15 protein-coding genes are annotated in these 21644 nt (G+C 72.2%); 8 read left to right on the top strand and 7 right to left on the bottom strand.

What is annotated here, in order from left to right; translation table 11 throughout:
* Positions 1–146 precede the first annotated feature (146 nt).
* Together ACZ6IM_RS13430 and glmU are read right to left on the bottom strand one after the other, a co-directional pair.
* On the bottom strand, positions 147–1121 hold the full coding sequence (locus tag ACZ6IM_RS13430; RefSeq protein WP_052842200.1) for a ribose-phosphate diphosphokinase: 975 nt from the start codon (positions 1119–1121) through the stop codon (positions 147–149).
* Between the two features lie 131 nt (positions 1122–1252).
* The gene (gene glmU, locus ACZ6IM_RS13425) at positions 1253–2701 is read right to left on the bottom strand and encodes a bifunctional UDP-N-acetylglucosamine diphosphorylase/glucosamine-1-phosphate N-acetyltransferase GlmU (protein ID WP_052842199.1); all 1449 of its coding nucleotides are present in this window, start codon (positions 2699–2701) and stop codon (positions 1253–1255) included.
* 408 nt (positions 2702–3109) lie between these two features.
* On the opposite strand from glmU, the gene ACZ6IM_RS13420 reads away from it, so the two are divergent.
* Positions 3110–4429, top strand: coding sequence for a sensor histidine kinase (locus ACZ6IM_RS13420; protein ID WP_469556582.1), 1320 nt, complete (start codon positions 3110–3112; stop codon positions 4427–4429).
* 30 nt (positions 4430–4459) lie between these two features.
* Here ACZ6IM_RS13420 and ACZ6IM_RS13415 read toward each other — a convergent pair whose 3' ends face one another.
* Both ACZ6IM_RS13415 and ACZ6IM_RS13410 read right to left on the bottom strand, forming a co-directional pair.
* Positions 4460–4957 carry an SUKH-3 domain-containing protein gene (locus ACZ6IM_RS13415; protein ID WP_052842197.1) on the bottom strand — a complete coding sequence of 166 codons (498 nt, stop codon included), beginning with the start codon at positions 4955–4957 and terminating at the stop codon, positions 4460–4462.
* A 47-nt stretch (positions 4958–5004) separates the two neighbouring features.
* Positions 5005–5535: a YwqJ-related putative deaminase gene (locus ACZ6IM_RS13410; RefSeq protein ID WP_469556580.1), complete on the bottom strand. Its 531-nt coding sequence runs from the start codon at positions 5533–5535 to the stop codon at positions 5005–5007.
* A gap of 292 nt (positions 5536–5827) precedes the next feature.
* On the opposite strand from ACZ6IM_RS13410, the gene ACZ6IM_RS13405 reads away from it, so the two are divergent.
* The 3 genes from ACZ6IM_RS13405 to ACZ6IM_RS13395 all read left to right on the top strand — a co-directional run bounded on the left by ACZ6IM_RS13405 (position 5828) and on the right by ACZ6IM_RS13395 (position 10563).
* Complete coding sequence (locus ACZ6IM_RS13405) at positions 5828–6820, top strand: SMI1/KNR4 family protein (RefSeq protein WP_469556578.1); 993 nt, start codon at positions 5828–5830, stop codon at positions 6818–6820.
* Positions 6821–6827: 7 nt separating this feature from the next.
* Positions 6828–9482 (top strand): SUKH-4 family immunity protein, encoded by a 2655-nt coding sequence (locus ACZ6IM_RS13400; RefSeq protein ID WP_469556576.1) that lies wholly within the window; start codon positions 6828–6830, stop codon positions 9480–9482.
* Between the two features lie 190 nt (positions 9483–9672).
* Positions 9673–10563 (top strand): hypothetical protein, encoded by an 891-nt coding sequence (locus ACZ6IM_RS13395; protein ID WP_052842221.1) that lies wholly within the window; start codon positions 9673–9675, stop codon positions 10561–10563.
* Positions 10564–10629: 66 nt separating this feature from the next.
* Here the strand turns inward: ACZ6IM_RS13395 and ACZ6IM_RS13390 are convergent, their stop codons facing one another.
* Entirely contained in the window at positions 10630–12210 is a 1581-nt protein-coding gene (locus tag ACZ6IM_RS13390; RefSeq protein ID WP_052842220.1) for a sodium/solute symporter, read from the bottom strand.
* 26 nt (positions 12211–12236) lie between these two features.
* Positions 12237–12677 (bottom strand): DUF485 domain-containing protein, encoded by a 441-nt coding sequence (locus ACZ6IM_RS13385; protein WP_469556574.1) that lies wholly within the window; start codon positions 12675–12677, stop codon positions 12237–12239.
* 527 nt (positions 12678–13204) lie between these two features.
* Here ACZ6IM_RS13385 and ACZ6IM_RS13380 point away from each other — a divergent pair.
* From ACZ6IM_RS13380 to mfd, 3 genes are all read left to right on the top strand, one after another.
* The gene (locus ACZ6IM_RS13380) at positions 13205–13993 is read left to right on the top strand and encodes an ABC transporter ATP-binding protein (RefSeq protein ID WP_052842192.1); all 789 of its coding nucleotides are present in this window, start codon (positions 13205–13207) and stop codon (positions 13991–13993) included.
* Entirely contained in the window at positions 13990–16554 is a 2565-nt protein-coding gene (locus ACZ6IM_RS13375) for an ABC transporter permease (RefSeq protein ID WP_469556572.1), read from the top strand. The genes ACZ6IM_RS13380 and ACZ6IM_RS13375 overlap by 4 nt, the downstream gene beginning before the upstream one ends.
* Before the next feature lie 310 nt (positions 16555–16864).
* Positions 16865–20398: a transcription-repair coupling factor gene (gene mfd, locus ACZ6IM_RS13370; RefSeq protein WP_052842190.1), complete on the top strand. Its 3534-nt coding sequence runs from the start codon at positions 16865–16867 to the stop codon at positions 20396–20398.
* 88 nt (positions 20399–20486) lie between these two features.
* On the opposite strand, the gene ACZ6IM_RS13365 is transcribed toward mfd, so the two are convergent.
* Positions 20487–20684, bottom strand: a complete 198-nt coding sequence (locus ACZ6IM_RS13365) for an antitoxin (protein ID WP_052842189.1) — start codon at positions 20682–20684, stop codon at positions 20487–20489.
* Positions 20685–20830: 146 nt separating this feature from the next.
* On the opposite strand from ACZ6IM_RS13365, the gene ACZ6IM_RS13360 reads away from it, so the two are divergent.
* The gene (locus ACZ6IM_RS13360) at positions 20831–21604 is read left to right on the top strand and encodes an HNH endonuclease family protein (RefSeq protein ID WP_469556569.1); all 774 of its coding nucleotides are present in this window, start codon (positions 20831–20833) and stop codon (positions 21602–21604) included.
* Positions 21605–21644: the final 40 nt, after the last annotated feature.

The raw sequence follows: 21644 nt of genomic DNA, 5'->3' as shown, positions 1-21644 counted from the left end.
CGCGTCGATAACGGAGCGCCACACCCGCACACACGGGTACGGCCTCCCTCGCCGAGCAACTTCAGCAGTCTACTCGGAGAGGAAGGCCGTACCCAAAACGATCAAACAGGCGGGACCGCACCTGCAGAACGGTTACTGCACGACGCTCACTGCTCGTCGAACAGGCTCGTCACCGAACCGTCCTCGAACACCTCACGCACCGCGCGCGCGATCGTCGGCGCGATCGACAGCACCGTGATCTTGTCCAGCTCCAGCTCACTCGCCGACGGCAGCGTGTTCGTGAACACGAACTCGCTCACCTTCGAGTTCTTCAGCCGGTCCGCCGCCGGACCCGACAGCACACCGTGCGTCGCCGTCACGATGACGTCCTCCGCACCGTGCGCGAACAGCGCGTCCGCCGCGGCGCAGATCGTGCCACCCGTGTCGATCATGTCGTCGACCAGGACGCAGATGCGCCCCTCCACGTCACCCACGACCTCGTGCACCGTGACCTGGTTCGCCACGTCCTTGTCGCGCCGCTTGTGCACGATCGCCAACGGTGCGCCCAGACGGTCGCACCACCGGTCCGCCACCCGCACCCGGCCCGCGTCCGGAGACACCACCGTCAGCTTCGCGCGGTCCACCTTCGCACCCACGTAGTCCGCGAGCAGCGGCAGCGCGAACAGGTGGTCCACCGGACCGTCGAAGAAGCCCTGGATCTGGTCCGTGTGCAGGTCCACGGCCAGAATCCGGTCCGCACCCGCGGTCTTCATCAGGTCCGCGATCAGACGCGCCGAGATCGGTTCACGCCCACGGTGCTTCTTGTCCTGCCGCGCGTAACCGTAGAACGGCACGATGACGGTGATGGAGCGGGCCGACGCGCGCTTCAACGCGTCGATCATGATCAGCTGCTCCATGACCCACTTGTTGATAGGAGCCGTGTGGCTCTGGATCAGGAAACAGTCCGCACCGCGCGCCGACTCCTGATACCGCACATAGATCTCACCGTTGGCGAAGTCGAAGGCCTTCGTCGGGACGACCCCGACACCCAGCTGCTGGGCGACCTCCTCGGCAAGCTCGGGGTGTGCGCGGCCGGAGAAGAACATCATCTTCTTCTCGCCGGTCGTCTTGATCCCGGTCACAGCACTTTCTCCTCAGAGGTTCGCAGCTGAGCTCATGGGCGCTCTCCCGACTGGCCGCGGGGGCGTCTCAGCTGGTGGGGTGCGGATGTGCACTTATCACGGTACGCCGTGTTCGACGCGCCGGTTTCCGGTCAGTCTTCGCCGCCCGCCTCGCGGGAGACCGCCTCGGCCGCCTTCGCCGCCGCGCTCCCCGGACGCTTCCGGGCCACCCAACCCTCGATATTCCGCTGCTGGCCACGGGCCACGGCCAGCGAACCGGGCGGCACGTCCTTCGTGATCACCGAGCCGGCGGCGGTGTAGGCACCGTCCCCGACCGTGACGGGAGCCACAAACATGTTGTCCGAACCGGTACGGCAGTGCGAGCCGATCGTCGTGTGGTGCTTGTCCTGCCCGTCGTAGTTCACGAACACGCTCGCGGCACCGATGTTCGTGAAGTCGCCGATCGTCGCGTCACCCATGTAGGAGAGGTGCGGGACCTTGGTCCCCTCGCCGATCGAGGCGTTCTTCGCCTCGACGAACGTACCGATCTTCGACTTGAGACCGAGCCGGGTGCCCGGCCGCAGGTACGCGTACGGACCGACGGAGGCCTGCGGACCGACGTGCGAGCTGTAGGCGACCGTGTTGTCCACCCGCGCGCCCGCGTCGACCCGGGTGTCCGTGAGGCGGGAGTTCGGCCCGACCTCGCAGCCCTCGGCGAGATGCGTGGCGCCGTGCAGCTGCGTGCCCGGGTGCACGACCACGTCCTGCTCGAACGTCACCGTGACGTCGACCCACGTCGTCGCCGGGTCCACCACGGTCACGCCGGCCAGCATCGCGGCGGTCAGCAGCCGGTCGTTGAGGATCCGGCGTGCCTCGGCGAGCTGCACGCGGTTGTTGATCCCCGCGATCTCCCGGTGGTCCCCGGCCACCGACGCCCCGACCCGGTGCCCCGCCTCGCGCAGGATCCCGAGCACGTCGGTGAGGTACTCCTCGCCCTGGCTGTTGTCCGTGCGCACCTTGCCCAGCGCGTCCGCGAGCAGCTGCCCGTCGAAGGCGAAGACCCCCGAGTTGATCTCACGGATCGCCCGCTGCGACTCGGAGGCGTCCTTGTGCTCGACGATCGCCGTCACGGCACCCGAGGCCCCGTCCCGCACGATCCGGCCGTAGCCCGTGGCGTCCGGCACCTCGGCCGTCAGCACCGTCACGGCGTTCCCGTCGGCGCAGTGCGTGGCGGCGAGGGCCTTGAGGGTCTCGCCGGTGAGGAGGGGAGTGTCCCCGCAGACGACCACGACGACCCCGTCCACGGCACCGCCCAGCGCCTCGAGGCCCATCCGCACGGCGTGCCCGGTGCCGTTCTGCTGCTCCTGGACGGCGGTGCGTACGTCGGGGGCGACCTCGGCGAGGTGCGCGGTGACCTTCTCGCGGGCGTGCCCCACGACGGCGACCAGGTTCTCGGGGTCCAGCTCACCGGCGGCGGCGAGCACGTGCCCGAGGAGGGACCGGCCGCACAGCTCGTGCAGGACCTTGGGTGTGGCCGACTTCATACGGGTGCCCTCACCCGCTGCGAGAACGACGACGGCTGCCGGGCGAATGGCGCTCACGGGATGCCCTTCGGCTTTGAGGGGGTGGGGGTGGACATCCGCAGGATACCGGGGTGGTTGGTGGGGGACATGAGTGCGGGCCCCGACAGTGATGTCAGGGCCCGGAAGCGACAGCTCCCCCATCAGGATTTGAACCTGAACTTAAGGGACCAAAACCCTCAGTGCTGCCTGATTACACCATGGGGGATGAAACTCGACTGAACCGGACGCCTGGTCAGTTCGCCGAGTCGGCACCCAACACTATGCCGTACCAGGAGCCTTCGACGCGACGGTACGGGTGGCGCTCCCGGGGACTTCGATCACGGGGCGTCCCGGGCGGGAGTCCCCTGCCGGTTCGAGGGATATCGCGTCCTATCGTTTGTCGAAAGTCACCGGAAAAGGGGCGCCCGGCGCCCGTAGGCTGGAGGCATGACCACGACGGGGGAAGACCACGTACCGGCCCGGGGTGGGCCCGGGTGGTGGGACAGGCGGCGCGGTGCGGTGCTCGATGTGAGCCTCGGTGCCGTGTCCGCGCTGGAGTGTGCGGCGGAGGGGATTCCGTTCGCGCGGGACGCCGGGATCCCGCTGGCGATGGGGGTTGTCTTCGGGCTGCTGGCCGGTTCGGTGCTGGTGGTGCGGCGGAAGTGGCCGATCGCGGTGGTGCTGGTGGCGATCGCCATCACACCGGCCGAGATGGGCTTCCTGCTGGGTGTCGTCGGCCTGTACACGCTGGCGGCGTGCGAGTTGCCGCGGCGGATCATCGGGGCCCTGGCCGGGATGTCGTTCGTGGGGACGTTGATCGTGACGTTCGTGCGGTTGCGGCAGGACATGGTCGGGGACGGCGTGGACATGGGGGACTGGTTCTTCGCGTTCGCGGCGATCGGCTCGTCGCTGGGGCTGACCGCGCCGCCGTTGCTGCTCGGCCTGTACGTGGGGCAGCGGCGCCGGTTGATGGAGAGTCTGCGGGAGCGGGCGGACAGCCTGGAGCGGGAGTTGCAGTTGCTCGCGGAGCGGGCGGAGGAGCGCGCTCAGTGGGCGCGGGGCGAGGAGCGGACGCGGATCGCGCGGGAGATGCACGACGTGGTGGCGCACCGGGTGAGTCTGATGGTGGTGCACGCCGCGGCGCTGCAGGCGGTGGCGCGCAAGGACCCGGAGAAGGCGGTGAAGAACGCGGCTCTGGTGGGGGACATGGGGCGGCAGGCGCTGACGGAGCTGCGGGAGATGCTCGGGGTGCTGCGCAGTGGCGGGGACGGTGCGCGGACCGAGCGGGCGTCGGTGCCGTTGGCTGCGGTGGGGGTGGCTGCCGCGGCGGCTGCGTCGCGGGCCGCGGAGGACGGGGAGTCGTCCTCGGAGGGGCCGTGCCTGTCGGAGCTGGACGAGCTGATCGGGCAGTCGGAGGCGGCCGGGATGGTCGTGGACCTGTCGGTCGAGGGGGAGGTGCGGCTGTATGCGGCGGAGGTGGAGTCGACGGCGTTCCGGGTGGTGCAGGAGGCGCTGACGAACGTGCACAAGCACGCGGCGGGCGCGAAGACGTACGTACGGCTGGCGCATCGGGTCTCGGAGATCGCGATGCAGGTGGAGAACGAGCCGCCGCCGGAGGCCTCGGCGGCGTCGTCGGCCCGCCTGCCGTCGGGGGGCAACGGGCTGGTGGGGATGAAGGAGCGGGTGGCCGCTCTGGGGGGTGTGTTCGTGTCGGGGCCGACCGACGCGGGGGGTTTCCGGGTGTCGGCGGTGATCCCGGCGTCGTAGTCGCGCCGTCCTGTCGTCCTGCCCGCCGCGTCAGCCGGTGACGGTGAGGCGGGCGGGCTGGGTGCCGGCGACGAGGGTGGCGAGGGCGGTGTCGATGGTGGGACCGAGGTACCAGTCGCCGGTGTGGTCGAGGGCGTAGACGCGGCCTTCGGTGTCGATGGCGATGAGGGCCTGGCTGTCGGTCTCGGTGCCGAGAGGACAGGTCTGGGTGCCGAGGGCGCGGCCGAGGTCGCCGAGGGTGCGGGCCATGTGGAGGCCGTGCAGGGGGTCGAGGTGCAGGGTGGCCGGGGCGATCTGGCGGCCGGGTCCGGTGGGTGCGATGTGGAGGCCGCCGAATTCGGCCCAGGCCTCGACGGCGGCGGGGAAGACGGTGTGGCGGTGTCCGGCGGGCGAGGTGTGTTCGCGCAGGGTGTCGGCCCAGATCTCGGCCTGTCTGATGTCCCAGCGGCCCGGTTGCCAGCCGGCGTCGCGCAGTGCGGCGTCGACGGGGACGGGGAAGCGGGTGGTGGAGGTGCGGTCGGCTTGCATCGGCCCTTGGTTCGTGTCGGTCGGCTGGTTCGGCTCGGTCTGCTCGGTCAGTCCTTCTCCGTCGTGGGGTCGACGACGCGGACGCCGAAGTGGGCGCTGAGGGCGGTGCAGGCGCGGCAGGGCGGGGCGAAGGCGCCGTGGAGCGGATCGCCGTCCTCGCGGATGCGGCGGGTGGTGAGTTTGGCGTGTTTGAGTGCTTTGCGGGCTTCGCCGTTGGTCATGGGTTTTCGCGCGGCGCGTTTGCTGCGGGTGGCGTCGGCGGTGGCCAGGTGGCGTGAGATGAGGATCGTCTCGGCGCAGCGGCCGGTGTAGCGGTCGCGTTGGCCGCTGGTGAGGGTGTCGAGGAAGTCCTGTACGAGGTGGTGCAGGGCGGGTGGCGTGTCGGCGCGTGTCGCGGTGCCGGTGAGGGTGGTGCCGCGCACGGAGAGGGCGGCGGCGACGGTCGGGAGTATGCCGTCGCGGCGGTGCCGGAGGGTGGGGGTCCGGTGGGCGTCGGCGCTGCTCCACCCGATGCGGGGGTCGCCGCCGCGGGGGTCGTCGGACCGCCCGGTCTCGGGTCCCGTCTGTGTCGCACTCATGATCGTCTTCCCCTCCTGAGCATCCCCCCGAAGGTCACAGAGTGCCAAATCCCGTGGCTCCTGCGGAAGCTGGGGCGGGGTGACACGCCCGGGTATGGGCGGTGTGTCACGGGAGGGTGACGGCTGGTCACGGAAGCGGAGCTGTGGGGCGCGGGGTGCGGGGTCCGGTGCCGGTGACCCCTCTTGCCCTACCGCATAGGCTGTCGGCACCGCGCTCGCACGCGGTGGACCAGACAGTGCAGGCAGATCAGACGGATCTGGCAGCAGACAGACGCCGCAGGGGGCAACCGCCATGACGACAGGTCGGCTCGGGCAAGCAGCCGCGCCGCCGAACGCGGCCTATGCCGGGCAGGTCGTGCATTTCCCGGATCCGGTGCGGGCGGCCCGTCACCCGAGAGGGGTACGGGTGGACGCGGGTGGTTACCCCGACTTCTCGCCGTACGCGCGCGCGGTCGCGGAGATCGCGGATCCGCCGGAGGGGTTCGGGGTCGACGAGTTGCGGCTGACGGACTACGTGTCGGCGAACGCGGCCCTGGCGGCGTCGGGGCACGAGCTGTGGGACACGGTTCCGGCGGTGGCGACGCCGCACGGCTGGACGTGGCACCACGTGGCGGGTTCGCGGCGGATGGAGCTGGTCCCGGTCGAGGTGAAGGCGCTGCTGCGGCACCACGGCGGGATCGCGACGGCGGCGGTGGACCAGGGCAAGCGCGGCACACGGCCGTTGCAGGAGACGCGTCCGGCGCACTTCGGTCTGCCGAAGTCGGGTGTGGCCGTCACGGAGCAGCAGGTGCAGGGTGTCGAGGAGGACCTCGGGTACCGGCTGCCGGGCGCCTACCGGTCGTTCCTGAAGGCGGCGGGCGGCTGTGCTCCGGTGGGCACGGCGCTCGACGCGGAGCTGGGGCTGCTGGTGGACCAGCCGTTCTTCACGGTGCGTGAGGAGGCGGCGGTCAACGACCTGGTCTATGTGAACAAGTGTCTGCGGGACCATCTGACGAAGGACTATCTGGGCGTCGCGTTCGTCCAGGGCGGTCTGCTGGCCGTGAAGGTGAAGGGCGAGCGGATCGGTTCGGTGTGGTTCTGCGCGTACGACGACGTGCGGGACGTGGACCCGTCGTGGCCGCCGGCGGACCGGGTGGAGCGGCTGCTGCTGCCGTGCGGTGAGGACTTCGACGTGTTCCTGTCGCGGCTGGCGGGTTCCCCGCCGGAGCTGGAGACGGTGGCGAACCTGATGGTGGACGGCGGTTTCGCGCGTGCGGTGCCCGCGTCGGCGTCGGTAGGGGAGTGAGCTGACGATGGTGACGTTCGCGCAGGCGCAGGAGCGCGCGGAGGAATGGGTCAACGGCGAGCTGCCGGCGTACCAGCACCGTGAGGTGCGGGTGCGGGAGTTCGACCTCGGCTTCGTGGTGTGGGCCGAGGACCGTGCGGACGGCCCCCGTTCGGACGGGGGTGCGCAGCGGCTGGTGATCGCCCGGGACAGCGGCGAGGCGACGCTGTGGCCCTCGCTCCCGGTGGGCGAGGTGATCCGCCGGTACGAGGAGGAGTACGGCCGTCCGGACGAGGCGGCGGCTCCGGCGCCTGCGGCGCGGGTCGACCTGAACCAGACGTCGTTCCTGCTGAGTCCGCCGGAGTGGTTGCAGGAGGCGGCGGACCGGATCGGCATCCCGGACCGCCGGCGGGACGGCGGTGACACGGGGAGTGCCGGTGGCACCGGTGGTGGCGCCGGTGGCGCGCTTCCCGAGACGCAGGCCGGGGTGCCTTCCGCCCCCGCGGCGCCGGCTTCGGCTGCGGCGTCGGCGGATGGTTCGTCAGGGAGCGGTGCCGGGTGGCCGGCCGCGGGTTCCGGGCCTGGTGCCGGCGGCTCCGGTGCGGGTGCGCCGAGTGCTCCGCATGCCCCGAGCGCGCCCGCCGGGGCGACGCCCTGGGCGGGGACGGACACCAACGCGGACGCCGGTGAGGACCGTTCCGTGCCGCTGCCCCAGACCGTGTTCGCCCCGCCGCTGAGCGGTGCCGACGACGACACGCCGCCGCCGTCCACGGCGCCGGACGCCAAGACGGCGCTGATGTCGGGCGGCAGCGGGCTTCCGGCGACGGCGCTCGCGCCGGCGATCGGCGACCCGAACGCGCCAGGTGCGCCCGCCGGTACCGGCACGCCGCCGCCCGCGGCCCCGGCACCGCCCGCGGCCGGACCGTCCGCCGGTCCCGGTGCGCCCGCGACACCGCCCCGGCCGCCCGCGTCGAATGCCGGGGACATCGCGGACGCCGCGACCAGCAAGGCGACGCCGCCGCCCCGCCGCGGTGGTGGCTCGACCACGCCGCCTCCGCCGAGCGCTCCCGGGGTGCCCGGCGCGCCGGGTGCGCGTCCGGCGAGCCCGCCCGCGCCGGCGGGGACGCCCGCGCCGGGTACGCCGGCGGGCGGCTACGTGCCGACGCAGTTGGTGTCGTCGCTCGGTCCCGAGGGCCCGGGCGGTCCGGGCACGCCGCCCCCGCCCGTCGCCCCGCAGCCTCCGGCCGGCGCGCCGGGTACGCCGCCTCCGCCCAGCGCGCCCGGTGCGCCGGGTGGGACACCGCCGGGCGGGATGCATCACGCCGCCACGATGCTGGCCGACCCGGGCCGGACGGGCGGCGGTGCCCCGCAGCCCCCCGGTCCGCCCGGCCCGCCCAACCCCCCTGGTCCGCCCGGGGCTCCGGGTGCCCCCGCCGCCCCGGGTGCGCCCGGCGTGCCTTCCGGTCCGGGCACGCCGCCGCCTCCGCCGGCCGCTCCGGGTGTGCCCGGTGCTTCCGGGCCGCAGGGTTCCGCCGGCGGTGCGGGCGGCGCCGTGCACCACGCGCAGACCGTGCTGGCCGCGCCCTCCGTGGGCGGTCCCGGCGGCGTCGGCGCCCCGCCGCCCCCGCCCGGTGCCGTACCGCCGCCGCCCGGGCAGCCCGTGCCCGGTCCGCCGCCGGCATACGGCTATCCGCCGCAGCCCACCGGTCAGCCGACCGTCGGCCCCGGCTACCAGGCCGTGCTGCGCTACCGCGCCCAGGACGGTTCCGAGCAGCAGCTGATCCGGCGTTCCGCGCCGGGGACGCCGCACCCGGAGTGGCAGATCTTCCACGAGCTGCGGTCCATGAACGTGCCGCCGGACCAGGTGCTGGAGCTGCACACCGAGCTGGAGTCCTGCGAACTGCCGGGCGCGTACTGCGCGCGGATGATCCGGGAGCAGTGGCCGCAGGCGCGGATCACCTCGATCGCGCCGTACGGCCTGGACCACGCGAGCCGGCAGCAGGGCATGCGGCAACTGCTGGCGCACCAGGGCGAACTGCACCAGGTGGCCGACGGGCCCGCGCGGCCGGCGCCGGTGCGTGCTCCGTTGCCGCAGGTGCAGCCGGTACCGCCGGTTCCGCCGGAGGCCGTCGGACAGGAGCTGGCCGGCGCGTTCGGGCCGGCGGTCTTCCGGTTCGAGCAGGCCGCGGTGTCCCGGCAGGGCGTGCCGCCGGTCGTGGCGCACACGCTGGTGGCCGCGGGGCTGCCGATGGACATGGGCCCGTTCTTCTGGGCGCAGGCCCAGCCGGGGCGTCCGGTGCCGACGCTGGCGGAGCTGGCGGCCGAGCGCGGGGTGCAGCCGGCCTCGGACGCGGGGTCGTACCTCGTCGTGGGCAGCGACTTCGGTCGGGCGATCTGTGTGCAGTACGGGACGGCCGCCATCGTGGCGGTTCCGGTGGAGGCGGGTCCGGGCGGTGCGCCGGTGCCGCCGCAGTTCGTGAACACGGGGCTGCCGGAGTTCGCGCGCTGCCTGGCGCTGCTGGGCCGGATGTGGCGGCTCAGGTTCGGTCTGAACCAGGAGCAGGCGGGCCGCTGGACGGTGGACTTCCAGGCGCAGCTGGCCGCGCTGGACCCGGCGGCGCTCGGGTCGCCGGAGAGCTGGTGGTCCGTGCTGCTGGAGCAGATGTGGGACGGGCTGCTGTGAGGCGTTCGCGCCGCTGACGTACCCGACGGGGCGGGGCCCGGTCGACTCGCAGGTCGACCGGGCCCCGCCCTTTGTGTGCGGTGTGTCGGATTATGTGGGCTTACGTCTGGTCCATAAAGTCGGACAGGTCCATGTGATGCGGCAGGTTCACCACAAGCGTGACGCGAAGGGTGATTCAGGGGTGATGAGCGTGAGCGGTGCATCGGCTTCCCCCCACGGTTTCGTGACCGTACGCGGGCGCGAGCGCGGTTACCGTCCCGAGCAGGTGGAGGCGTACGCCGCGGCCCTGTCCGAGGAGCGCGACGCGGCCTGGGAGCGGGCCGCCCGGCTCACCGTGCTGGCCAGGGAGATGGAGGAGGACCTGGAGGACCTGCGGGAGGTGGTCGCGCAGCTCACCACGCAGGACTACGCGGTACTGGGGGAGCGCGCGCGAGACCTGTTCCGGCTCGGCGAGGAGGAGGCCGAGGCGGTGCGTGAGCGGGCGCGCGGTGACGCGCGGCGGCTGATGGAGGACGCGCGGGCGCATGCGGACGGGGTGCGGGAGGCGGCCCGGGCACACGCCGGCGCCGTACGCGCCGAGGCCGACGAGCGGGCCCGGCAGCGGCTGCTCGCGGCGCGCGCGGAGGCGGACGAGGCGCGGATCGAGGCACGGCGCGAGGTGAAGGCGGGGCGTGCCCAGGCGCTGGCCGCGCTGCGCGAGATGCGCAGGCGCACCGCCGGGGCGGCCGCCGAGCAGAGCAGGGAGCTGGCCGAACGGTGGGCCGCCGCCGAGCGGACCGAGGAGGAGCGTGCGCGGGCGCTGGACGCCCGGTACGCGGAGTCGGCGGCGCGCGCGGAGCAGCAAGTGCGCGACGCCGAGCAGGAGCTGGCCGAGGCCAGGGAGGCGGCCGGGCGGCGGCAGGAGGAGGCCCGGGTCCGGGCGGCCGAGGTGGTCGCCGAGGCCCGGGCGTGCCGTGAGCGCATCGCCCGCGACACCGAGCGGGTGCTGCGTGAGCACGGGGAGCGGTGGGACGAACTGCAGGCCCACATGGACTCCGTACGCAGCAATCTCAGCTCTCTGACGGGGCGTGCGGTGGAGTGACGCCCGCGACGGAAGCCGCGAGCCGCCTGACGCCAGCGACGGAAGCCCCGAGCCGCCCCCGCGCCTTCAGTCGCCCCTGCGGACCGCGCCCGCCAGGATCCAGCCCTCCACCGCCTCGTAGTGCCGGCGCTGCTCCTGCGCCTTGCGCCGGCCGGAGAGCATCGTGCCGAGCCAGCCGCAGGCGAAGCCCAGCGGGATGGAGACCAGGCCCGTCGTGGTGAACGGGAACCAGTTGAAGTCGGCCTCGGGGAAGGCGGAGACCGGGGAGCCGGAGACGAGGTTGGTGCCCGGCATCAGCAGCAGCACGGCCAGTGAGCCCCCGATGAGGGTGCTCAGCAGCCCGGTGCGCGTGTAGCGGCGCCAGAAGAGGCCGTAGACCAGGGCGGGGGCGATGGCCGAGGCGCCCAGGCAGAAGGACAGGGTCACCAGCGGCTGGAGGCTGCGGTGCTGGACGAGGGTGGCCAGGACGATCGCCGGGACGCCGACGGCCAGGGCGGAGAGGCGGGCGAGGGTCATCTCGCGGCGCGGGGACATCTCCTGTACGCGGGCGGCGAAGACGTCGTGGGCCAGGGAGTTGGCGCAGGCCAGGATCATGCCGCCGACGGAGGCGAGCAGGGTGAGGAAGACGGCCGTGGTGACGGTCGTGAACAGGAACGTTTCGGCGGTGGAGACCCGTGCGCCGAACGCCGCCTGCGAGCCCAGCAGGTAGGCGGTGTTGCCCTGCGGGTCGATCCCGGCGATGACCGACCGCCCCACCAGCGCCGTCGCGCCGAACCCGACCACCGTGACGACCAGCACGAACAGGGCCACGCCGGACACCGCCCAGGACATCGAACGGCGCACCTGGCGGGCGGAGGAGGCGGTGTACATGCGCATGGTGACGTGCGGGAGGCAGGCGCCGCCGAGGACGACGGTGAGCTGTGAGGAGATCATGTCCGCGTCCGGATGGGGCCCGCCCGCGAACTGGAGCCCGGAGTTCAGGAACGCCGAGCCCGCGCCGCTGCGGTCCGCCGCCGCGTCGAACAGCGCGCCCGGGTCCCAGTCGAAGCGGTGCAGGATCAGCGCGGCGACCACGAGGCCCGAGCCCAGCAGCATCACGATCTTGAGGATCTGGATGAGGGCGGTGCCCTTCATGCCGCCGATCGCCGCGTAACCGATCATCAGCACGCCCAGGCCGATGATGCAGCCGGTCTGCAACGCCGCACCGGAGAAACCGAGGACGAACGCGAGCAGTTGGCCGGTGCCCGCGAGCTGCACCAGCATCAGCGGCAGCAGCGCCGCGACGGTCACGGCGCAGGCCGTCATGCGCACGGCACGCCCCGGCATCCGGCGGGCGAGGGCGTCGCCCATCGTGAACCGGCCCGCGTTGCGCAGCGGTTCGGCCAGCAGGAACATCAGCAGCATCAGGGACAGCGCGGTGCTGAGCGCCAGCACGACGCCGTCGTGGCCGAAGAGCGCGATGACACCGCCCGTGCCGAGCACGGAGGCCGCCGAGATGTAGTCGCCGGCGATCGCGAGGCCGTTGCGCATGGGGGACAGCGAGCTGTACCCGGTGTAGAACTCGTCGAGGTCGTCCCGGTCGGGGCCGGTCATCACGCACAGCAGCAGCGTGACGGTGGCGACGGCGGTGAAGCCGACCAGGGACATCGTCTGGGCGTTGCCGCTGAACTCGGTCACCGTCCCGCCTCCCGCCGGGCGTCCAGTGCGGCCTCCCTGCGGATGCGGTCCGCCAGCGGGTCGACGCGGCGCCGGGCGGTGTACTCGTACAGCGCGATCGCCAGCCAGGTGACGGGGAGCTGGGCCAGGGCGAGCAGCAGCCCGGTGGGCAGCCCGGCGACGGCGGTGCCGGCCATCAGCCCGGGCGCGTACGCGGACAGGATCAGGAACAGCGTGAAGTAGCCGAGCGCGGTCAGCGTCGCGGTACGCCGCTGCCAGCGGTAGGCGCTGCGCAGGATCCGCAGGTCGCTGTGGTGTCCCAGCGGGTCGCGGCGGGGTGCGCGGTGGGCGCGGTGGGCCGCGGGCTGGACGTACGGGGCGTACGGGGCGTACGGGGCGTACGGGGGTGGGGGCGGTGGTGGGCGGTGCGGGTACGACGGGGACGGGTCGTAGGTCATCCCGGTGCTCCTTGCGCGGCTTGGGTCCGAGCGGTGGACCGCAGGAGGTGGGGGGTGGGGGCCACGCACGTTACTCGCGGGTTGGGTGACACGCTGCGTTTTGGCCGAACTGATCGGTCGGTATGTGGCCGTGGCCCTGCTCCCTCGGTTTCCGCTTGCTCCTGACGCCGCGTGAGGGTGGACGCTCGGTGCGTCCCGGGGTGGAGGCGACCCCGAGATCCGCTCCACCGAAGGGTGGACTGCCCCTAGGGGTACCTCCGTACTACGGGTCGGGGAGGGTTCGTACCGACGGAGGACGAGAGGGACCCGGTGGCGTCCTTAGGCTGGCTTTACGCCGCTGGGGGGCGGTGAACCGGACCCGCGGGGGTGGGGTTTTCCTCAGTAGAAGACTGCGCTGAACACCAGCGCGGTCGACCCCCGGTCCGGGCCAGACTCTTCGAGACAGCAGCGCGGCACCGCAGCACAGCACACACCACCACGGTCGCGGCACCCGCGGATCACTCGATGACCGACATAGGAGACTTGACATGACATCGGCCGTAAGTATTCCCACGCACGGGAGCACGGGAGGGCGTACGGCCGTTGCCGCGCGAGCGCGGCAGGTCGTGAAGGCCTACGGATCGGGAGAGACCCGGGTGGTCGCCCTCGACCACGTGGACGTGGACATCGCGCGCGGCCAGTTCACCGCGATCATGGGCCCCTCGGGGTCCGGCAAGTCCACGCTGATGCACTGCCTGGCCGGCCTGGACACCGTCACCGGCGGTCAGATCTACCTGGACGAGACCGAGATCACCGGCCTGAAGGACAAGAAGCTCACGCAGCTGCGCCGGGACCGGATCGGCTTCATCTTCCAGGCGTTCAACCTGCTCCCGACGCTCAACGCGATCGAGAACATCACGCTGCCCATGGACATCGCGGGCCGCAAGTACGACCGCGCGTGGCTGGAGCGGGTCGTGGAGACCGTGGGGCTCGCCGGGCGGCTCAAGCACCGGCCGACCCAGCTCTCCGGCGGCCAGCAGCAGCGGGTCGCGGTGGCGCGGGCCCTCGCCGCCCGCCCCGAGATCATCTTCGGCGACGAGCCGACCGGAAACCTGGACTCGCGCGCGGGCGCCGAAGTGCTCGGCTTCCTGCGCCGGTCGGTCACCGAACTGGGCCAGACCATCGTGATGGTCACCCACGACCCGGTGGCCGCCAGCTACGCGGACCGGGTGCTGTACCTCGCCGACGGCCGGATCGTGGACGAGATGTACCAGCCCACCGCGGAAGCCGTCCTCGACCGCATGAAGGACTTCGACGCGCGGGGGCGCACGTCATGACCGTCGTGAAGACCTCGATGCGCAACTTCTTCGCGCACAAGGGCCGCATGGCGCTCTCGGCGGTGGCGGTGCTGCTGTCGGTGGCGTTCGTCTGCGGCACCCTGGTGTTCACCGACACGATGAACACCACCTTCGACAAGCTCTTCGCCGTCACCTCCTCCGACGTGACGGTGGCCCCCAAGGACGCCGAGGCCGAGGACACCCCGCAGAACGGAGTGCCCGAGTCGCTGCCCGCGTCCACGCTGGAGAAGATCCGCTCGGTCGACGGCGTGGAGTCCGTCGAGGGCGCGGTCGCCTCGATGAACGTGACCGTCGTCAACGCCGACAACGACAACGTGGGGGCCACCAGCGGCGCCCCCACCATCGCCGGGAACTGGACCAAGAACGACCTGCGGTCCATGGAGATCACCTCGGGCCACGCCCCGCGCGGCCCGACCGAGACGATGGTCGACTCCGACACCGCCGACAAGCACGACCTGAAGATCGGCGACGAGCTGCGCACCATCGCGCAGACCGGCGACTTCAAGGCCAAGATCGTCGGCATCGCCTCGTTCACCGTGACCAACCCCGGTGCCGCGGTCGTCTACTTCGACACCCCCACCGCCCAGCGCGAACTGCTCGGCGGCGCGGACCGGTTCAGCCAGTTCAACGTCACCGCGGACGACGGTGTCACCGACGCGCAGCTCAAGCAGAACGTCTCCGGCGCGCTGGGCGACACGTTCAAGATCCAGACGGCCAAGGAGGCGTCGGACGAAGGCCGCGAGGACGTCGGCGAGTTCATGGACGTCATCAAGTACGCCATGCTCGGCTTCGCCGGGATCGCGTTCCTGGTCGGCATCTTCCTGATCATCAACACCTTCTCCATGCTGGTCGCCCAGCGCACCCGCGAGATCGGCCTGATGCGGGCCATCGGCTCCTCCCGCCGGCAGGTCAACCGCTCGGTGCTGGTCGAGGCGCTCCTCCTCGGCGTCGTCGGCTCGGTCCTCGGTGTCGCGGCCGGTGTCGGCATCGCCGTCGGCCTGATGAAGCTGATGTCGGCGGCGGGCATGAACCTGTCCACCGACGACCTGACCGTCAAGACGGCGACCCCCGTGATCGGCCTGATCCTCGGCGTCGTGGTCACCGTCCTGGCCGCCTATCTGCCCGCCCGCCGGGCCGGCCGGATCTCCCCGATGGCCGCCCTGCGCGACGCCGGCACCCCGGCCGACGCCAAGGCCGGCTGGATACGCGGCCTGATCGGCCTGGTGCTCACCGGCGCCGGCGTCGCCGCCCTGCTCACGGCCGCCTCCGCCGACAAGGCGAGCGACGGTTCCATGATGCTCGGCGCGGGCATCGTGCTCTCGCTCATCGGGTTCGTCGTCATCGGCCCGCTGCTGGCCGGCTTCGTGGTGCGGGTGATCAGCGCGGTGCTGCTGCGCGCCTTCGGCCCCGTGGGCCGCCTGGCCGAGCGCAACGCCCTGCGCAACCCGCGCCGCACCGGTGCCACCGGCGCCGCCCTGATGATCGGCCTCGCCCTGGTGGCCTGCCTGTCCGTCGTCGGCTCCTCGATGGTCGCCTCGGCCACCAGCGAGCTGGACAAGACGGTCGGCGCGGACTTCATCGTCCAGGGCAACCAGCGGATCGTGCCGCAGGCCGAGAAGGCCATGACCGACACGCCCGGCCTGGAGCACGTCACCCGCTACAAGGTGCTCGACGCCACGCTGACCTCGCCCGACGGCAAGACGGACGACGACGGCGTCACGGCCGCCGACCCGACCTACGCCGAGGACGTGCGCCGCGTGACGACGGAGGGCAAGCTCTCCGCCGCCTACGGCACCGACGCCATGTCGGTCGGCTCGGACTACGCCGCGAAGCACGGCGTGCACGTCGGCGACACCCTCTCCGTCGCCTTCAAGGGCGGCCGGACCGCGAAGCTCAAGGTCGCCGCGATCACCAGCGACGACGTGGCCATCGACCAGGGCGCCCGGTACATCGGCATCGAGACGATGCGGAAGTACCTGCCGGCCGAGAACGTCCCGCCGAACACGATCATGTTCGCCAAGGCCGAGGACGGCCAGGCCGACCAGGCGTACGCCGCGCTGAAGAAGTCGCTGGACGCCTACCCGCAGTACCAGGTGGCCGACCAGACCGACTACAAGCAGGAGCTGAAGGACCAGATCGGCCAGCTGCTGAACATGGTCTACGGCCTGCTCGCCCTCGCGATCATCGTCGCCGTCCTCGGTGTGGTGAACACCCTGGCGCTGTCGGTGGTCGAGCGGACCCGGGAGATCGGCCTGATGCGGGCCATCGGCCTCTCCCGCCGCCAGCTGCGCCGCATGATCCGCATGGAGTCCGTGGTCATCGCCCTCTTCGGTGCCCTGCTCGGCCTCGGCCTGGGCATGGGCTGGGGCGCCACGGCCCAGAAGCTGCTCGCCCTGGAGGGCCTGAACGTCCTCGACATCCCCTGGCCGACGATCATCGGGGTCTTCATCGGTTCGGCCTTCGTGGGCCTGTTCGCCGCCCTGGTCCCGGCCTTCCGGGCGGGCCGCATGAACGTCCTGAACGCCATCGCGACGGAGTAGCACCCGGCCCGACAGCCACCGCACACGGGGGTTGCGGGGGAGAGCCCGGCACCGACGTCCCAGGGGACGGAGGCGCCGGGTCTCTTTTGGGGCCACTTCTGGACCCACCGAGTCGGGTGGTGGGTGGGCACAGGCCCGGGGGCCAGGGGCGGGGCCCCTGGTACGGCCACCGCGGTACCGGCCACCGCGCAGCCGGCGTCGTCCACAGCCCCCGGCGCCGGCGAGCAGACCGACGTAACCTGGACACCCCCGACCCTCACCGAGTCGGGCTACTCGTGTTGCCCCACCCCAGGACGGAAGCGCCCCCTCCATGAGCCTGCACGGTCTGCTCGACGCCGTCGTCAAGGACACCGCCCTCGCGGAAGCGGTCTCCGCCGCCGCAGACGGCAACCGCATGCACGTCGACCTGGTCGGCCCGCCCGCCGCCCGGCCCTTCGCGATCGCCGCCCTGGCCCGCGAGACGGGCCGCCCGGTGCTGGCGGTGACGGCGACGGGACGCGAGGCGGAGGACCTGGCGGCGGCGCTGCGCTCCCTGCTGCCGCCCGAGGGCATCGTGGAGTACCCCTCCTGGGAGACCCTGCCGCACGAGCGGCTCAGCCCCCGCAGCGACACCGTCGGCCGCCGCCTCGCCGTCCTGCGGCGGCTGTCCCACCCCCGCCCCGACGACCCGGAGACCGGCCCGGTCTCGGTCGTCGTCGCACCCGTTCGCTCCGTGCTCCAGCCGCAGGTCAAGGGCCTGGGAGACCTGGAGCCCGTGGCCCTGCGCACCGGACAGGGCGCCGACCTGGAGGAGGTCGTCCAGGCGCTGGCGGCAGCGGCGTACGCGCGGGTCGAGCTGGTGGAGAAGCGCGGCGAGTTCGCCGTGCGCGGCGGTATCCTGGACGTCTTCCCGCCGACCGAGGAGCACCCGCTCCGGGTCGAGTTCTGGGGCGACGACGTCGAGGAGATCCGCTACTTCAAGGTCGCCGACCAGCGTTCCCTGGAGGTCGCCGAACACGGCCTGTGGGCCCCGCCCTGCCGTGAGCTGCTGCTGACCCAGGACGTGCGCGAGCGGGCCGCCGCCCTCGCCGAGGACCACCCCGAGCTGGGCGAACTGCTCGGCAAGATCGCCGAGGGTATCGCCGTCGAGGGCATGGAGTCCCTGGCCCCGGTCCTCGTGGACGACATGGAGCTGCTCCTGGACGTGCTGCCCAAGGGCTCGATGTCCCTGGTCTGCGACCCGGAGCGGGTGCGCACCCGGGCCGCCGACCTGGTGGCGACGTCGCAGGAGTTCCTCCAGGCCTCCTGGGCGGCCACCGCGGGCGGCGGGGAGGCGCCGATCGACGTCGACGCGGCCTCCCTGTGGTCCCTCGCGGACGTGCGGGAGCGGGCCCGCGAGCTGGACATGATGTGGTGGTCGGTCTCGCCCTTCGCCGCCGACGACGCGCTGGACGACGCCGACACCCTCAAGCTCGGCATGCACGCCCCCGAGACCTACCGGGGCGACACCGCCAAGGCGCTGGCCGACACCAAGGGCTGGCTCGCCGACGGCTGGCGCGCGGTCTACGTCACCGAGGCCCACGGCCCCGCGACCCGCACCGTCGAGGTCCTCGGCGGTGAGGGCATCGCCGCCCGCCTCGACACCGACCTCGGCACGCTCAGCCCCTCCGTCGTGCACGTCTCCTGCGGCTCGATCGACCACGGCTTCGTCGACCCGGCCCTCAAGCTCGCCGTGCTCACCGAGACCGACCTGACCGGCCAGAAGGCCGCCGGACGCGAGGGCGCGCGGATGCCGGCCCGGCGCCGCAAGACCATCGACCCGCTCACCCTGGAGACGGGCGACTTCATCGTCCACGAGCAGCACGGCGTCGGCCGCTACATCGAGATGGTGCAGCGCACCGTCCAGGGCGCCACCCGCGAGTACCTGGTGGTGGAGTACGCCCCCGCCAAGCGCGGCCAGCCCGGCGACCGGCTCTACATCCCCACCGACCAGCTGGAGCAGATCACCAAGTACGTCGGCGGCGAGGCCCCCACCCTGCACCGCCTCGGCGGCGCCGACTGGACCAAGACCAAGGCCCGCGCCAAGAAGGCGGTCAAGGAGATCGCCGCCGACCTGATCAAGCTCTACAGCGCGCGGATGGCGGCGCCGGGCCACGCGTTCGGCGCGGACACCCCCTGGCAGCGCGAGCTGGAGGACGCCTTCCCCTACGCGGAGACCCCGGACCAGCTCACCACCATCGCCGAGGTCAAGGACGACATGGAGAAGACGGTCCCGATGGACCGCCTGGTCTGCGGCGACGTCGGCTACGGCAAGACGGAGATCGCGGTCCGCGCCGCCTTCAAGGCCGTCCAGGACGGCAAGCAGGTCGCCGTGCTCGTCCCCACCACCCTGCTGGTGCAGCAGCACTTCGGGACGTTCAGCGAGCGCTACGCCCAGTTCCCGGTGAACGTGCGGGCGCTGTCCCGCTTCCAGAGCGACACCGAGGCGAAGGCGACCCTGGAGGGGCTGCGCGAGGGCTCGGTGGACATCGTCATCGGCACCCACCGCCTGTTCTCCTCCGAGACGAAGTTCAAGGACCTCGGTCTGGTCATCGTCGACGAGGAGCAGCGCTTCGGCGTCGAGCACAAGGAGCAGCTGAAGAAGCTGCGCGCCAACGTCGACGTGCTCACCATGTCCGCGACCCCCATCCCGCGCACCCTGGAGATGGCCGTCACCGGCATCCGCGAGATGTCCACGATCACCACCCCGCCGGAGGAGCGGCACCCGGTGCTGACCTTCGTCGGGCCCTACGAGCACAAGCAGATCGGCGCCGCCATCCGCCGTGAGCTGCTGCGCGAGGGCCAGGTCTTCTACATCCACAACCGCGTCGAGTCCATCGACCGCGCGGCGGCCAAGCTCCGCGAGATCGTCCCCGAGGCGCGCATCGCCACCGCCCACGGCCAGATGTCCGAGCAGGCCCTGGAGCAGGTCGTCGTCGACTTCTGGGAGAAGAAGTTCGACGTGCTGGTCTCCACGACCATCGTCGAGTCCGGCATCGACATCTCCAACGCCAACACCCTCATCGTCGAACGCGGCGACAACTTCGGCCTCAGCCAGCTCCACCAGCTGCGCGGCCGCGTCGGCCGAGGCCGGGAGCGGGGCTACGCGTACTTCCTCTACCCGCCGGAGAAGCCCCTGACCGAGACCGCGCACGAGCGGCTCGCCACCATCGCCCAGCACACCGAGATGGGCGCGGGCATGTACGTGGCGATGAAGGACCTGGAGATCCGCGGCGCGGGCAACCTGCTCGGCGGCGAGCAGTCCGGGCACATCGCCGGCGTCGGCTTCGACCTGTACGTGCGGATGGTCGGCGAGGCCGTCGCGGACTACCGGGCCTCGCTGGAGGGCGGGGTGGAGGAGGAGCCGCCGCTGGAGGTCAAGATCGAGCTGCCCGTCGACGCGCACGTCCCGCACGACTACGCCCCCGGCGAGCGGCTGCGTCTCCAGGCCTACCGGTCCATCGCCTCCGCCAACAGCGAGGCGGACATCAAGGCCGTACGCGAGGAACTCGTCGACCGCTACGGCAAGCTGCCCGAGCCGGTGGAGAACCTGCTGCTGGTCGCGGGCCTGCGCATGCTCGCGCGGGCGTGCGCCGTCGGCGACATCGTGCTCCAGGGCAACAACATCCGCTTCGCGCCGGTGGAGTTGCGCGAGTCCCAGGAGCTGAGGCTCAAGCGGCTCTACCCGGGCAGCGTCATCAAGTCGGGCACACACCAGGTGCTCGTGCCGCGCCCGAAGACCGCGAAGGTGGGCGGCAAGCCGCTGGTCGGGCGGGAACTGCTCGGCTGGGTGGGCGAGTTCCTCACCTCGATCCTGGGGTCGTAGCACTCGGGGCCGGGGGCGGCCACACGAGGAAGCCGTCCACGGGGACAGTTCCGTGGACGGCTTCGACGTGTCCGGTCGCGGGGAGCGGCTAGTGCTGCTCCCGGCCGCCGCCCTGGTCGCGCCCGAAGCCGAGCTTGCCCTCGGCCTGCTGCTGCGCGGCGTCGACCTGCTTCTCGTACTTGCCGCCGGTCCTCTGGTTGACCTGGCGTTCGGCCGCGTCGGACATCTTCCTTGACTTGTCCTTGTCCTTGCCGGCCATGCTCTTCATCTTGTCGAGGATGCCCATGCAGAGCTCCTTCCGAGACGTGACTCACTGTCGACGTTACGACAGATATGTCTCGTGTGCCCACTGACGTCCGTCTAAGGCCCACTATGGCCCTGACCTCTCCCTCGCTACGGTGGTGGCTGCGAACGGCAAGGGGAGGGGCGCGCATGAGGCGGCACAGCAGGATCCGTACCGGTTGGGCCGCGGGGGCGGCCCTCGCCCTGGCCCTGGTGACCGGCTGCGAAGGCCTGGAGGCCGGCGACGGCGCCCCGGCCTCGGGCGGTGGCGCCGAGGCCCCCGCCTCCGGCCACGCCGCCAGCCCGCTGGACAACCCGGACGGCACCGCACCGGGCCTCGCCCCGGTCACCGGCGACGGCCCGCGGGCGACGGCCCGCAAGCTGATCGACGGCCTGAAGACCAAGGGGCGCGGCCCGAAGACGGGGTACGACCGCGACGAGTTCGGCTACGCCTGGATGGACACCGCCGACGGTGTCCCGCTCGCCCGCAACGGCTGCGACACCCGCAACGACCTGCTGAAACGCGACGGTCAGAAGGTGCGCTTCAGGTCTGGCTCGGACTGCGTCGTCATCGCGATGACGCTGGACGACCCGTACACCGGCACGAGTATCGAGTGGCGCAAGCAGAAGGCGAGCGAGGTCCAGATCGACCACGTCGTGCCGCTGTCGTACAGCTGGCAGATGGGCTCCTCGCGCTGGCCGGAGGGCAAACGCGAGCAGCTGGCCAACGACCCGCTCAACCTGCTCCCCGTCGAGGGCCGCGCCAACTCCGCCAAGCGCGACTCCGGCCCGGCCTCCTGGCTGCCGCCCGCCAAGTCGGTCCGGTGCGCGTACGCCGTCCGCTTCGCCCAGGTCGCCGTCAAGTACGAGCTGGCGGTGACCGAGGCGGACCGGGCGATGATGTCGCAGCAGTGCGGGGGCTGACGCGGCTACCGCGTCGGTGTCGTCGGTGCCCCGAGGGCCG

This window comes from Streptomyces sp. NPDC042336, from assembly GCF_055581985.1.
This window is presented reverse-complemented; position numbering and strand designations above follow the sequence as displayed.